Raw genomic sequence first — 13,823 nt, forward strand, 5'->3', positions numbered from 1 at the left:
GCAACATCTGCGCAAAATACGTGCAGACCGTCTGCGATCATTGATGGATGCCGAAGTGAGAATGACAAGTCGTGGCCACAGAAATTACGGCTGAAGATAAACTCGCCGCTCTGCGGCTGAATGGATTACTTGACTACGTCGAGGAGCTTGTGAAGCTCGACGAGCGTCCCGCAACGCGGCTCGCTCAACACAAACTTGCTGATGGATCGCAGTTTATCCTTCACCAGCACGAACTCGCAGGCGTTCCCGGAATCACATTCGATATCAGCGATTCTGACGGGCCAATCTGGTTACGAATTGAACGCCTTCAACGGATCTCTCCTCCACAGGTCGATGAAGAGTGCTGTGCGTGGGTGGATGTTCCAAATGACCCGACCAAGCCGCCTGTGATCCGTGAGACGCGGCACCTTCGTTTGCTGGAAGCCGAAAAGGATCGCATGATTGGGGCTGGCGAAGCACGCCCGGACGATTGCATTCCTTCGGTAAAGGCCGCCAAGCAAGACGAAACGCCGGGCGTGTTCTTCGATGCGATGCTGCGTCTGGATGATCGCCCAACGATACGGGAAGCTATCGAAATCTATTGTGCCGGTCCTTGGGCCGAATGGGCTGAACGCGAACAGCCTCGCCGTCGTTCGATTGCGGTCTATCAGCGCCTATTCGAAATAGCGCAGCGTCTCCTGCAATCCGGTGGCAATGAATCCGTTGAACTGATCTGGGGCATCGGGGTGGCGCGCTGGAGCCGTCCCGAAGGGTCGATCGACATTCCGATGATCGAACGTGGTATCGAGATTGAAATCGCCGATCAAGCCAATGCGACGATCACGATGCGTCCGCGATCAGTGTCCGCACGTGTTGAACTGCGCCCCTTCGAGAAGCTCGCTACCGAACGACTAACGCTGGCTGAAGATGCTGCACGTCGTTGCCTGCGCGGCATTGAGGTCGCGGACAGCGAAGGCGTGTCTCCGTTCCGGCAGGAGACATTCGAGCCAATCCTGAAGATTTGTGGGAGTCAACTCGATCCGGAAGGCCGCTATCTGCCGGATTTCCTCTCGCTTTCGGCGACCGAGCCTGTACCAGCTGCCGAAGGCGAGGTGCTGACTGTCTCCGATCGGTATGTGTTGTTCGCGCGTCGTCGCTCATCCAATTCTGTTCTTCGGGACATAGATCGTCTCAAAACATCCCTCTCGTCGAGTGACGGCGAGCCAGTGATCTTAGAGGGGGCCACACGGACCCTCGTTATGGGGCCGACGGATGGCGTCGGCGATGTCTATCAGCCCCTCGGAGACAAGATCGGCATGTCCGATCCGGCTGGCGATGGATTTGAGGCGGAGCAGATCGATCCCGATCACGGCGACCTCTTTTTTCCCAAGCCGTTCAACGATGATCAGGTTCAGATAATTCGCCGGCTGGAAAAGTCTGACGGGCTGGTGGTTCAAGGCCCTCCCGGCACCGGAAAAACGCACACGATTGCCAACATCATTAGCCACATGCTCGCAACCGGCAGGCGGGTCCTTGTGGTCTCTCATGGTGAAACAGCGCTGAACGTCATCCGCGATCAGCTACCGGAAGGCGTGCGCGACCTCGCGATTAGTGTAACGACATCCGAGCGTGAAGGACTAAAGCAGGTAGAAAAAGCGATTGGCCTGATGCTGGGCATCGTGAATGAAGTTGACGGCAGTCACGCGCGAAAACGTAACGTCATTCGCGAGCTTGAGACTAATATCGTCAAGAACCGCAAGCGACTTGTTGAGATTGATGCGCAACTCGCTGCCATTGCCGAGACGCATCTGTCCAACGTTCCCGGAAGCTCCGAAAAGCCCTATAAGGCGGCCAAGCGCGTTATCGAGGAACAGCCGGTATACGATTGGTTCACGGATCGCCCAGATCGTCCCTTTAGCGATTTAGGAATAGGCGAGCCGACGATCACGGCATTATCGGAGGCGCGAAAACACGTCGGCGCCGATTTGTCGTTCCTCAACGAACGTCTGCCGAGTCCTGCCAATCTTCCTGGCCCGACCATTCTATTGGGATGGCACCGCGATCTGGTGGCCGCGCGCGCTCTGACGAACACGATCACGCATTCGGAGCCGCTGGTCCGACGGGTGATTGCCAACCTCGGCCTGGAGAGCGCTGAGAAGCTCGCTATCGGTCTCCAGGATTTCGCAACGACTATCACCGAGTTGATGAGTGAGCCATGGGTATGGTCATTGGTCGAGCGTCAGCTTTCAGACTCTCCTGCGATGCAACGGGTTCGACCGACGGCGCTCGCCTTCCTGCGCGACGTAACTGAGCTAGTCAAACAACGCAGCGCGTTCGTGGCCAAGCCGGTTAGTGTGCCGAAGGAGCTCCCGCCACAGCCGCATCGCGACCACATCTTGCGGACCTTTGCCGAAGGCAAGAACCCATTTGGCTTGCTCACTTTTCGACTGAGAGAACATCAAGACGTCATCGAACAAATTCGCGTGTCGGGCCTGCGTCCAGCAGACGCCAATGACTGGCGACATGTCAAAACCTATGTTGAGTTATATGACAAAGTCGCAAGCCTGTCCGCCAGATGGATTACGCTGCGTGGCGAACTGTCTATTCCCAGCGGAGTCCATTTCAGCCATGAAAATTTATCGGCGCTCGATTCCATTGCCGACAGATTGCAAGCAGCTTTCGTTGAATTGCCCTCAACCCTCGAGCAACTGACCGAACGCCTAACAACTGCGCTCGGGAGTCGTGACGAGGCATTGGCAATCCTTCGTCACCATACGGCGACAGCTGCCTTTGCCGATGAACTCGCGCGCCGGATCGCTTCTATTCGCTTGAGTGCCGTCAAAGAGAAAATCGAAGAGCTATCTCATAAATTTGCCGGAAGCGACTGTGATCTCGCGACAAGCGCAATTCAAGTGCTGAAGACCAGCGTTGGCGATCCCCAGGTAGACGCTAAGCAACTTGAGAGAGTTTGGATAGCGGTTCGCGGCAAGCTTAGCCGCCTACGTGGACTGGAAACGTCGTTCCTCGAGATATCTGAAATTTGTGCGACGTTGGTTCAAGTGGGCGCGTCCCGCTGGGCGACGAGGCTCATGTCGGAACCGGCGACTGAGGATAGCGACCCAGTAATTCCGGGCGACTGGAAGGCAGCATGGGACTGGGCCGCGCGTCTGAACTATCTGGAGTGTATTGGCGCAGCCAGCGATCTTACAAATCTGAATAACGAGCGCCTATCGATCGAAAATGAGCTGAGAGAGGACTTCGCGAAACTCGTGAAAGAAAGGACCTTCTTCAACCTCGCGGCCTCCATGAAAGGAACAGCGAAATCATCGCTCCGAGCCTTCGCAGACCTTATTCGACGTCTTGGCAGGGGGACCGGCCAACGCGCGGCGCTTTATCGTCGGGATGCCAGGCAAGCGATGGAGAATTGCTATGGTTCAGTGCCATGCTGGATTATGCCAACTTGGCGGGTATCAGAACAGTTGCCAGCAGCCCTTGCCGTATTTGATCTGGTGATCCTCGATGAGGCGTCTCAATCGGACGCAAGGGAATTGCCCGCGTTGCTACGAGGGAAAAAGATTTTAGTGGTTGGCGACGACCGGCAGGTGAGCCCAAGCGCGGCCTTCTTGTCGATCGCCAACATTCAGCGCCTGCGCGAAAATTTCCTGAGTGAGTTTCCTTTCCGTGTGCAGGTTGAACCCGGCGCATCTCTCTACGACCTCGCGCGTGTTATGTTCCCCGACAAATTCGTGATGTTGAAAGAGCATTTTCGCTGCGTCGAGCCGGTTATTCGCTTCTCTTCGAAGGAGTTTTACGACGATCAACTGATTCCGCTTCGCGTACCAAGAGGACCCGAACGCCTCGACCCGCCGTTGGTGGATATCCTCGTTGAGGACGGTGAACGGCGCGGCAGATCGAAGGTCAATCCGCCTGAAGCGGAAGTCATTGTCGATGAAATCGAACGGTTCATCAGCGACCCGCATCTTTCGACGCTTGGCGGTATTGAAGCAAGACCGCGCTCTATCGGTGTGGTCTCACTGATCGGTTCGGACCAAGCCCGTTACATACAAAAACGGTTGATGGATCGCATCGGCGAAGCAGCGATGGTTCGTCATCGCATCACCTGCGGCGATAGCGCTACCTTCCAAGGTGACGAACGCGATGTAGTGTTTCTGTCGATGATCGCGGATCTCAAACGCAAGCAATCACAGACAGCGTTGCAATACGAGCAGCGCTTCAATGTGGCTCTTTCTCGCGCCCGCGACCGGATGGTTCTCGTGCGTTCAGTGAGGGAAGAGGACTTAAACCCGAATGATTTGAAAGCGAGGATCATTCGTCATTTTCATCAACCGATGCCAGAACCGGCCGATGCAAGCGCTGCACTGATTGATCTCTGCCAGTCTGGGTTTGAGCGTGATCTGTTTAGCGTTTTGATTGGACGCGGTTATCGCGTCATCCCACAAGTTGGATCGGAAGGCTTCTCGATCGATCTGGTTGTCGAAGGCGAGTCGGGACGGCGGTTGGCGATCGAATGCGATGGAGATCTCTATCACGGACCTGAGCGCTGGGCTGAGGACATGCGTCGGCAACGGATTCTGGAACGTGTTGGCTGGACTTTCTGGCGCTGTTTCGGATCGAATTACAGCTTGGATCGCGAGGGGGTCTTGGATGACTTGTTCCAAACCCTGGATCGGATGGCTATCAAGCCGGTCGGCGGCACAATCTCGAGTTCGCGCTATACTGAACATCGCGTTGTCAAAGTGGGAATCGATCCTACGTCTGTCGCTGGGCAGGACGACGACACACGTTTATCGGTGGGCGACCGGATCGTCATCCGTTACCTAGATGATCCACGATCGCGGCCAGAATTCTATACTCTTACGGAATGTGCGAGTGATCCGCTTAATGGTTTTCTGTCAATATCGTCGCCACTTGCAAAAGCATTGGCAGATGCGTCACCAGGCGATGAAATCGGGTTCCGTGTCGATGATCGCGAACGCACAATTTTATATATGAATCTGGAACGCGAGTCGCGCCAGGCAGCGTGATTGACAAATCTAGCGCTCAAGCCCGTCTTCGATTGAAGACGCGAACTGATGCGCCTTCAATGTGAGTTCGCGATCATGAGACGGAGGTGTGAGAAGAATTCTTCAATTACTGGTCGGCGCTGGCAATGGGAGTAGCCCAAGCTCTTTCAGAAACGCGTTGTGCTTTGCCGTTGACTCCTGAATCTGCTTCTCTATATCGACCAACTCCTTGTGCGTGGCCGACAGATCGATCGCGATTTCCTGTTCGGCTGTGTTGATGTAGCGGGAGATATTGAGGTTGTAGCCTTCCTCGGCGATCCGCTCCATGCCGATGCGTTTGGAGTAACGATCCTCTTCCTTGCGGAATTGGTAGGTGTCGACGATCTTAGCGATGTGCTTTTCCGTGAGCTGATTCTGGCGTTTGCCTTTTACGAAGTGCTCGGCGGCGTTGATGAAGAGCACGTCGTCGGGCTTCTTGCACTTCTTGAGCACGAGGATGCACACCGGGATGCCGGTGGAGTAGAACAGGTTGGCGGGCAGGCCGATGACGGTGTCGATGTGGCCGTCCTTGAGCAGCTTGGTGCGGATGCGTTCTTCGGCGCCACCCCGGAACAGCACGCCGTGGGGCAGGATGATGGCCATAACGCCTTCGTCTTTCAGGAAGTGAAAGCCGTGCAGCAGGAAGGCGAAATCGGCGGCGGATTTTGGCGCTAGTCCATAGTTCTTGAATCGCACATCGTCGCCCATAGCGTCGCTCGGCTCCCACCGATAGCTAAAGGGCGGATTGGCGACGATGGCGTCGAACTGCGATTTCCTGGCGGGGTTCTGCTCGCGCAACATGTCCCAATCATTGGTCAACGTGTCGCCGTGGTAGATTTCGAACTCTGTGTCCTTCACCCCGTGCAGGAGCATGTTCATGCGGGCGAGGTTGTAGGTGGTGATGTTTTTTTCCTGTCCGTAAATCTTGCCGATGCCGTGTGGCCCCATGCGCTTGCGCACGTTGAGCAGTAGCGAGCCGGAACCGCAGGCGAAGTCGAGCACGCTGGAGAGGCGGTCTTTCTTGCCAGTCTTCGGTTCCTGGCTGTCGAGCGTCACGATGGCGGAGAGGATGTCGGAAATCTGCTGCGGGGTATAGAATTCGCCCGCCTTCTTGCCGGAACCGGCTGCAAATTGGCCAATCAGGTATTCGTAGGCATCGCCCAAGGCATCGATATCCGTGGAGAATTCCGCCAGCCCTTTGGCGATCTCCGCGATAATGGAACAAAGCTTCTTATTCTTGTCACTTTGATTTTTTCCAAGCTTTTCCGAATACAGGTTAATCTCAGAGAAAAGACCAAGAAATCCACTCTGGAAGGACTCGTTTTCGATATACTTGAACCCATATTGAAGGGTCATTAGCAAGTCATCGCTCTGGGTGCGGGCCATGTTTGCGATGCTGTTCCAGAGGTGCCGCGGCTCGATAACGTAATGCACCTTACGGCGCATCTGCTTTTCAAATTCGGGGACGTCCTCCGGATTTTTAGCGTACCAAAGAGCCAGCGGCACGCGGCGGTCGTCCGCGCCGAGCGTCGGGTAGTCCTTCCCCAGCTCTTTTCTGGCCGCCGTTTCGTAGTTGTCTGAGAGGTATCGTAGGAAGAGGAATGACAGCATGTAGTCGCGGAAATCATCCGCGTTCATCGCTCCGCGCAGTTGGTCGGCGATGTTCCAGAGCGTCTTGCCCAGTTGTTTTTGAGATAAGTCATTCATGCTGTGGGGGCTTCTTCGAGTGCTGGTTCGGGTGGTTCGGCGGCTGGGGCTGGAACAATTTCAGGCAAAGCGAATTCAAATTTTTCAATGAATTCTCTCAAGATACGGCGAAAAAGCTTCTTATTGTCCTCACCCATTTCGGTGGGTTCATGTATGGCATACTGGCCGTGGCTCAGCAGGTTGAGAGCCCTGTTGAAGAGCGCTCGATCATCTTCGTTGTCGAGGGCTTTCAGGCAGAAGGCAATTCCAGTATGCCCGAAAAAAGACGCCGTCTTCTCCATGACGCTGCGCAGCGCGTTAAAGTGGAAGGTATAAAGCTTCCCGGTGTTCGGATCGGCGGCGCGCTGCAATTCAGCAAGGGTCGCTACATGGTGGAAAAATGGCGTGTCCTCGGTAGCGCGAAGGGTATAGACACCGTCGCTGCTTGGGCGGTGAAGGAAGTAGCGCTTGTGAGTCACCTTGGGCTCACCTTCCACTGACCTGCCGATCTCATTACACATGACGTTGAAAAAGAGCGCGTGGTGCGATGAAAAGATGACCTTGATGGGGGCGGGTGCACCGTCGTTGTCTTTCCGACTGGCGGCGCGCCGCAGGAGCTTGGCAAGGTCGCAGGCAACAGAAATAGCATTATTGTCGTCTAGCGAAGAGATTGGATCGTCGATGTAAATGTATTTGCTCGATTGATACGAGACATGACCATCGAGCATCCGCTCACAAATCGCCATGAAGAGGCACCAAATGAAAATATTCTGCTCGCCTCTTGATATCTTGATGTTCTCCGTTTCACCATTCCGAAACGACACCCTCCACGCCGCGTAGTCGATATCGAAATCAAAGTCAGCGTAACGGCTGAGGTAGCCCGCGATTGTTTCGTCGAGCGCAAGCTCAGTTATAGCGGTGAAGAACTTTGAATCCTTATTGAGTTGGAGATGGCGGACTTTGTCTCCTTGCAAGTCGTTTTCCCAAATGAACAGGTCTTCGGTGTAGGCGTTGAAATAAACGGTGTCGGCGTTTCCGTTATTCTTGCGCTTTCCTACATCCTTAAATTCCATAGAGAGGCGCGTTTTGCCTGTGCGGTTGTAGGCGAAGAGGAGGACGAGTTGCTTGTCCTTCAAGTCGTCACGCAGCCGCGTCACCAAAGTGCGCAAGTTCTGATAGGTGCGAATGCCGCTCATGCCTCAACCTCATCCGCTGATGGGAAAAGCTGCTGCATCAGCCCTTTCTTGTGTGTCTTGAGGGCGTCGAGCTTTTGGATTTGGGCGGCGATGAGGTCGTCGAGGGAGGCGAGGCATTCGGCGATGCGTTGCTGCTCGGGGGGCGGCGGAAGGCACAACTCTAGCGCCTTCAACGCGTCCGTATCGAGTTTTCCAGTGCCATGCCCCGCTATGTCCACCATCGCGAGCAAACGATCCTTGTTGCCCGTGAGCATCCAAGCCAAAAAGAGTCCGTCGACTCCATCCTTGGGTCGAAGTCCTTTGACATCTTGGTTGAAGCTCATCTCTCGGCGCAAGAAGCAGATGGGAATGTCTTTGAGCAAAGTCATTCCACGCGTCAGCACCAATAGAGTTCCCGGTGGAACCAGCCTCGCCCCATCATCAATCGCTGTCGCTGAAATATGATCTTCCGCATCTTCTAAGAATAAACGCTTCATGTCTTTCGCAGATACCCATGGAATCGAGCCATTCCAGAATTCTGGATTTGCCTTTGAGGGTGTGGCCCCCGATTGAATGTCCGCAAGTTCATAGAGCTTTTTCTTTCCCCACTCCCCGACGTCTTCGAAATCGGGGAAGCGGAGGCGGGGTTTGGTTTCGCCTTCGCGGGGGAAAAGCTGCTGCATCAGCCCTTTTTTATGGCCCTTGAGCGCGTCCACTTTCCGGGCTTGGGCGGCAATCAGCTCGTCCACGGAGGTCAGGCAGTCGGCGATTTTTTGTTGTTCTCCCGTGTTGAGGTCAGGAAAGGAGACCAACTTCTCCTTCAGAATGGAGTAATGCCTTTTGTATTCTTGAGTGACGACTGGCCGAAAAGTGAGGAGCTGGTATAGATAAGTCGTTCCCACCTTCTGGCGGGATTTTAATATCTTGATGCCATCGGCCCCCTGAGCGAAGGGGCGGTCGATTAGCTTCAGAATACAGGTGTGGTCTCCAAAAATAATGAGAGGAAGGTCGCCTTGAATTAAAGCCTCATGGTCATCGGTCCAGCCGCAGATATTAGCTTGAGATTGGTCGATAATCGGAAACGCACCCCTAGAGGCGTAATGCGATGTTGGCAGCTTTTTGGGTGGAGTGATCGTATCAACTAGTGCATCGACCTTTCCAATTTCCCATCCCTCCGCATCCCGAAACTCCGGAAAGCGCAGTTTGGGCGTCAACGCGGGTTTGCCGTCGTTTGTCATGGCCGTGGTTTTCGCCTTACAGCTCATATGCGCTGAGCCCGGAGATGTCGCGCCCCCCGGCGCGTTTGGTGAGCAGAGGCAGGAGGTCGGCCATGAGGTCGAGTTCCTTCAGGCGGCGGGCTTTCCAGTTCAGGCCGAGCGGTTCCATCAGGTCGGTGAGCTGTTCGCCATCGAAAATCATGCGTTGCAGGATGCCGTCCACGAAGGCCTGCAGGGCGGCGGTGGCGAGCCCGTGCTTAGTGGCGATGCCGGACAGTTCCGCCGCTTCCTTTTCCGCCCTGAAGCGGGTGTAGCCATCGCGGATGGCCTTTTCGCTGAGGCCTTCGCCCGCTTTCAGGGTGGCGATGTAGGCGGCGATATCCTCGCGCGCGTTCATGAACTTGGCGTCGGACTGGATTAGGCCGACGAGCTCCTCGCGGCTCATCTTCTGCTTGCCCGGCGTCTGCTGGGAGTAGCGGGCGATGAGCCCCATGATGTAGTCGTAGTCAATGACGGCTGAGGCAAAAAGGACGAACTCGAAATCGAGCTGGTCCACATCCTGGCTCGGTTTGTCCGTGCCCTTGCCCTGCTGGGCCTTGAGGCGCTGCGCGGTTTCCAGATAGGCGCCACGGAAACCGAGCAGGTTTTCTTTGGGGAGAATCTGCTCGATGGCGGCGGCGTTTTCGTCGGTTAGGTCGGTATATTGATCGAGCTGGGTTTTGAGGCGCTGGACTTCCTTGAATCGCTCGATGAAGACGGCGCGTGCGGCGTCCCCCTTGAGATTGGGCACGGCGTCCGGGGCGCAGTCGAGGCCTTGGGATTTCATGAAGGCGTCCAGCTTCTGCACGGCGCTTTCCAGTTTCTGGATGACCACGGGGGCCTTGTCCACGAGCCAGATTTCGCGGGCTTGCTCTCCGGCTGATTCGCCCGAGAAAAGGGTGATGGCGGAATCGACGGCGTCCTGCTGCTGGCGGAAGTCGAGGATGTTGCCGTAGGGCTTGGTGGCGTTGAGCACGCGGTTGGTGCGCGAGAAGGCCTGAATCAAGCCGTGGTGCTTGAGGTTCTTATCCACGTAGAGCGTGTTCAGGTATTTGGAGTCGAAGCCAGTGAGCAGCATGTCCACCACGATGGTGATGTCGATTTTCTGCGCATGCGGGTAGTCGGCATTGGGCCACTGCTGGTCTTTTATGCGCTTTTGCACGTCCTGATAATAGAGGTCGAACTCGCCGAGGCTGTGGTTGGAGCCATAGCGGTTGTTGTAGTCGGCGAGGATGGCCTTGAGGGCTTCCTTCTTTTTCTCTGGCTCGACAGCGTTGTCCTCTTTTTCCTGCGGCAGGTCTTCCTGAATCTGCTTCACATCGGCATCGCCCTCGGCAGGCGGAGAGAAGACGCAAGCGATATTCAGCGGCTGGAAGTCAGGGTCGGCCTTTTGCTTTTCTGCCTGAAGTTCGGTGAACAGACGGCGGTATTCGATGGCGTCATTGATGGAGGCGGTGGCGAGCAGGGCATTGAACCTGCGCCCGCCGGTGGCGGCGTCGTGCTTGGCGAGGATGGCCCCGATAACGGCCTTCTTCGCGAGCGGTTCGCCCGGCTTGGGCAGCTTTTTGCCTTCCGGCTTGAAGAAATCGACATGGAATCGCAGGACATTTGCGTCCTCGATCGCGTGCGTGATCGTGTATGCGTGGAGCTGCTTCTGAAAGAGCTCGCTGGTCGTCTGAAACGACGCTTCTTGATCCTCTATCTTCACGCGGCTGGCGTTTTCTTCAAAGATAGGCGTGCCGGTGAAGCCGAAGAGTTGCGCCCGGGGGAAGAACTCCTTGATGGCCTTATGGTTCTCGCCGAACTGCGAGCGGTGGCACTCGTCGAAGATGAAGACGATTCGTTTGTCGCGGAGCGGTTCGAGCTGCTCCTTGTAGGTCCGTCCGCCGTCCTTTTTTTGCTGCTTACTGCGCTTGCTGTTTTCATCCAGCGCGAGGCCGAGTTTCTGGATTGTGCAGACGACGACCTTGTCGGTGTAGTCGTCCGAGAGGAGACGGCGCACCAGGGACGCGGTGTTGGTGTTTTCCTCGACGCAGCCTTCTTGGAATTTGTTGAACTCCTCGCGCGTCTGCCGGTCGAGGTCCTTGCGGTCCACGACGAAGAGGCATTTCTCGATGTCAGAGTTATCCTTGAGGAGGGTTGAGGCCTTGAAGGAGGTGAGCGTCTTGCCGCTGCCGGTGGTGTGCCAGATGTAGCCGTTGCCACAGTTCTGGGTGATGCAGTCCACAATGGCCTTCACCGCATAGATTTGATACGGCCGCATCATCAAAACTTTTTGCTCGCTGGCAATGAGCACCATGTAACGGCTGATCGTCTGCCCGAGCGTGCATTTAACGAGGAATGTCTCGGCGAAAGAGTCGAGGTGGGTGATCTTTTTGTTGTCCAACCCGGCGAACTGATAGATGGGCAGGAAGCGCTCATCGGCATTGAAGGCGAAGTGGCGGGCGTTGTTGTTGGCGAAGTAATAGGTCTCTGTGCGGTTGCTGACGATGAAGAGCTGGACGAAGCAGAGGAGCGTCTTGGTGTATCCGTTGCCGGGGTCGTTCTTGTAGTCGACGATCTGCTCCATGGCCCGGCGGGGGCTGATCCCAAGCGTCTTTAGCTCGATCTGAACGACGGGGACGCCGTTGATCAGGAGTATGACGTCGTAGCGGTGATGGCTGTTGTCCGTATTGATGCGGAGCTGATTGACGACCTCGAAGGCGTTCTTGCACCAGTCCTTGATATTGACGAGGGTGTAGTTGAGCGGCGTGCCGTCGTCGCGGATGAACGCTTCCCGGTTCCGCAGAGAGCGGGCGGCTTCGTACACATCCGGAGTGACGATCTCGTCGAGCAGTCGCTGGAACTCGCCGTCGGTGAGAGTGACGCGATTCAGGGCTTCGAACTTTTTCCTGAAGTTTGCTTCTAACGTAGCTCGGTCGCGGATGTCGGGGCGATATTCGTACTTGAGATCCCGTAGCTTCGCTACGAGCGACTCTTCCAGTTGGCGCTCGGGTGTGATCATCGCCATGGCGGGGATTTACTCTTTTCTGGATCTGCCGATTGCATGCGACTGCATGGTGTGCAAGCAGACGTAAGCCGAGGTATTGTAGCCCCTTATATACCGGACAAGGCTCCACACTCTTTGCGGTTAATCCTTCGGAGATGAACTCGCCTGAAGAACGATATCGGAGCGCGCGGTGCGGGTGAAGCTCATTGTAGTGCTCGATCCATTTCGGCAGCAAGCGGATCGACGGTGTCAGCGTCAGGCATCGGAATCGGGACGACGTAGTAACGATATTCGCGGCAGGTCCGCGCACTCTCAAGGTCAATTACAGAACGTCGCATCAAATCCGGCAGGCGGCCGACCGCCTCCTTCCCAAGATCGTGCAGGATGTTGACGGGAACGAACAAGATCGGCGCGGCACCGTGTCCGTGTTCAACGGTCCCGACCCGGAAATCCAGATCTTCGCTGACGCCGACCGCGAGATCCAGGGCGTGGCCGACTGGATCAAGCAGTCCGTGGCCGATGGAATCGCTCCCGCCGAGATCGGTTTATTTGTCCGCGCCAACGACCAGCTCGCCAGGGCGCGCGCCGCCGTGAAAGCCGCCGGTCACACGCAGTTGGAACTTTCCGGAGCAGCCACAGGGGCGGGTTGCCATCGGCACCATGAACCTTGCCAAGGGTCTCGAATACAAAGCCGTCGCCGTCATGGCCTGCGACGACGACGTATTGCCCTTGCAGGAGCGCATCGAAACCGTCGCCGACGAGTCGGAACTCGATGAAGTTCATGACACCGAACGAAACTTGTTTTACGTCGCCTGCACCCGTGCCCGCGACAGGCCTCTTGTTTCTGGAGTTCAGCCCGCGTCGGAGTTTTTCGTGGACTTTGCTACACCCCAGTTCGCATAAAGTTCTCTACCGTGCGATAGACCGGCCAGGCCGCCTTCCCCTGCTGCGCATTCGATTCGCGATGCATGCCGCAGCGTCCGAAGAACGGGGCAACCGAGATCTTTTTGGTGAGGGGCACCCATTTGACCAGGCTGTCAGCTCGACGGGGATTTGCCCCGTCGAGCTTTCCATACCACTTACCGAAGATTAAGAGGTGCTCCGCTTCTACTCTACCGGCCGCTTTTAATAACGATCGGCTCCTTTTGCCTTTAGGAATTCATCGAAACTGAGCCTATCGGTGACGCCAGATTCCACGTAACTTGGCCAATTTAAGAACAATAAATTTGAGATTTCTGTAAAAACCCAGGCATGTATTCCCCCTCGAATGTCTTCGGGGTAGTCGTCCAATGGCTGGCTTTCGAACTCGTCATAGAGCTGTAGCAACTTTTTGTTGTATTCCTTATTGATAGGATTGTTCGCCTCATTAAATCCATGGTGCTCGATAGTCCATCGCTCGTCCTCTGGGTAGCTCAACAGCCAGCTATTGGGTTCTTCTCGATTGATCTCGTCTTGATGTTTACGTGCCTCGTACCACGCGTGCAAGTCGCCCGTAATCATCCCTCCTGCCTCAACTGGTAATTCGACCTCTGCAACTGTCTGTGGTGCTGTCCGCGCTTCAGACACCTCAACGTTCGCGTTGCTGCTACCGCCAAGCGAAGCATCTTTGTCCGAGCCAAATTTGGCTGCATCCTCACTCATTTCGATTTTTCCCTTTACTAAAGACTGAGTGCTC

The 13,823-nt window shown here is 55.7% G+C and carries 8 protein-coding genes; 2 read left to right on the forward strand and 6 right to left on the reverse strand.

The annotated features are described in order from the left end of the window. Positions 1–71: 71 nt before the first annotated feature. Positions 72–5,024 carry an AAA domain-containing protein gene (locus ACPS74_RS13365; RefSeq protein ID WP_157055277.1) on the forward strand — a complete coding sequence of 1,651 codons (4,953 nt, stop codon included), beginning with the start codon at positions 72–74 and terminating at the stop codon, positions 5,022–5,024. A gap of 102 nt (positions 5,025–5,126) precedes the next feature. On the opposite strand, the gene ACPS74_RS13370 is transcribed toward ACPS74_RS13365, so the two are convergent. From ACPS74_RS13370 to ACPS74_RS13390, 5 genes are all read right to left on the reverse strand, one after another. Continuing rightward, on the reverse strand, positions 5,127–6,749 hold the full coding sequence (locus ACPS74_RS13370) for a type I restriction-modification system subunit M (protein WP_029651440.1): 1,623 nt from the start codon (positions 6,747–6,749) through the stop codon (positions 5,127–5,129). After that, entirely contained in the window at positions 6,746–7,924 is a 1,179-nt protein-coding gene (locus ACPS74_RS13375; protein ID WP_029651439.1) for an AAA family ATPase, read from the reverse strand. Before ACPS74_RS13375 ends, ACPS74_RS13370 begins: the two co-directional genes overlap by 4 nt. After that, entirely contained in the window at positions 7,921–9,141 is a 1,221-nt protein-coding gene (locus ACPS74_RS13380; RefSeq protein ID WP_051381825.1) for a restriction endonuclease subunit S, read from the reverse strand. The genes ACPS74_RS13375 and ACPS74_RS13380 overlap by 4 nt, the downstream gene beginning before the upstream one ends. A 16-nt stretch (positions 9,142–9,157) precedes the next feature. Then, positions 9,158–12,169, reverse strand: coding sequence for a type I restriction endonuclease subunit R (locus ACPS74_RS13385; RefSeq protein WP_239755002.1), 3,012 nt, complete (start codon positions 12,167–12,169; stop codon positions 9,158–9,160). 182 nt (positions 12,170–12,351) lie between these two features. Then, the gene (locus ACPS74_RS13390) at positions 12,352–12,552 is read right to left on the reverse strand and encodes a hypothetical protein (RefSeq protein WP_029651436.1); all 201 of its coding nucleotides are present in this window, start codon (positions 12,550–12,552) and stop codon (positions 12,352–12,354) included. A gap of 256 nt (positions 12,553–12,808) precedes the next feature. On the opposite strand from ACPS74_RS13390, the gene ACPS74_RS13395 reads away from it, so the two are divergent. Then, positions 12,809–13,051 carry a 3'-5' exonuclease gene (locus ACPS74_RS13395; RefSeq protein WP_029651435.1) on the forward strand — a complete coding sequence of 81 codons (243 nt, stop codon included), beginning with the start codon at positions 12,809–12,811 and terminating at the stop codon, positions 13,049–13,051. Positions 13,052–13,273: 222 nt separating this feature from the next. Here the strand turns inward: ACPS74_RS13395 and ACPS74_RS13400 are convergent, their stop codons facing one another. Continuing rightward, a complete protein-coding gene (locus tag ACPS74_RS13400; RefSeq protein ID WP_239754993.1) occupies positions 13,274–13,789 on the reverse strand; it encodes a hypothetical protein in 516 nt (171 codons plus the stop codon). Between the last annotated feature and the right edge of the window lie 34 nt (positions 13,790–13,823).

Origin of the sequence: Methylocystis sp. SB2, from assembly GCF_049817085.1 — a bacterium.
Lineage (GTDB): Bacteria > Pseudomonadota > Alphaproteobacteria > Rhizobiales > Beijerinckiaceae > Methylocystis > Methylocystis rosea.

Bases quoted from the DNA above. Each gene is read 5' to 3' on its own strand.
- ACPS74_RS13370 (WP_029651440.1), bottom strand. From the start codon at position 6,749: ATGAATGACTTATCTCAAAAACAACTGGGCAAGACGCTCTGGAACATC.
- ACPS74_RS13375 (WP_029651439.1), bottom strand. From the start codon at position 7,924: ATGAGCGGCATTCGCACCTATCAGAACTTGCGCACTTTGGTGACGCGG.
- ACPS74_RS13380 (WP_051381825.1), bottom strand. From the start codon at position 9,141: ATGACAAACGACGGCAAACCCGCGTTGACGCCCAAACTGCGCTTTCCG.
- ACPS74_RS13385 (WP_239755002.1), bottom strand. From the start codon at position 12,169: ATGGCGATGATCACACCCGAGCGCCAACTGGAAGAGTCGCTCGTAGCG.
- ACPS74_RS13395 (WP_029651435.1), top strand. From the start codon at position 12,809: ATGAACCTTGCCAAGGGTCTCGAATACAAAGCCGTCGCCGTCATGGCC.
- ACPS74_RS13400 (WP_239754993.1), bottom strand. From the start codon at position 13,789: ATGAGTGAGGATGCAGCCAAATTTGGCTCGGACAAAGATGCTTCGCTT.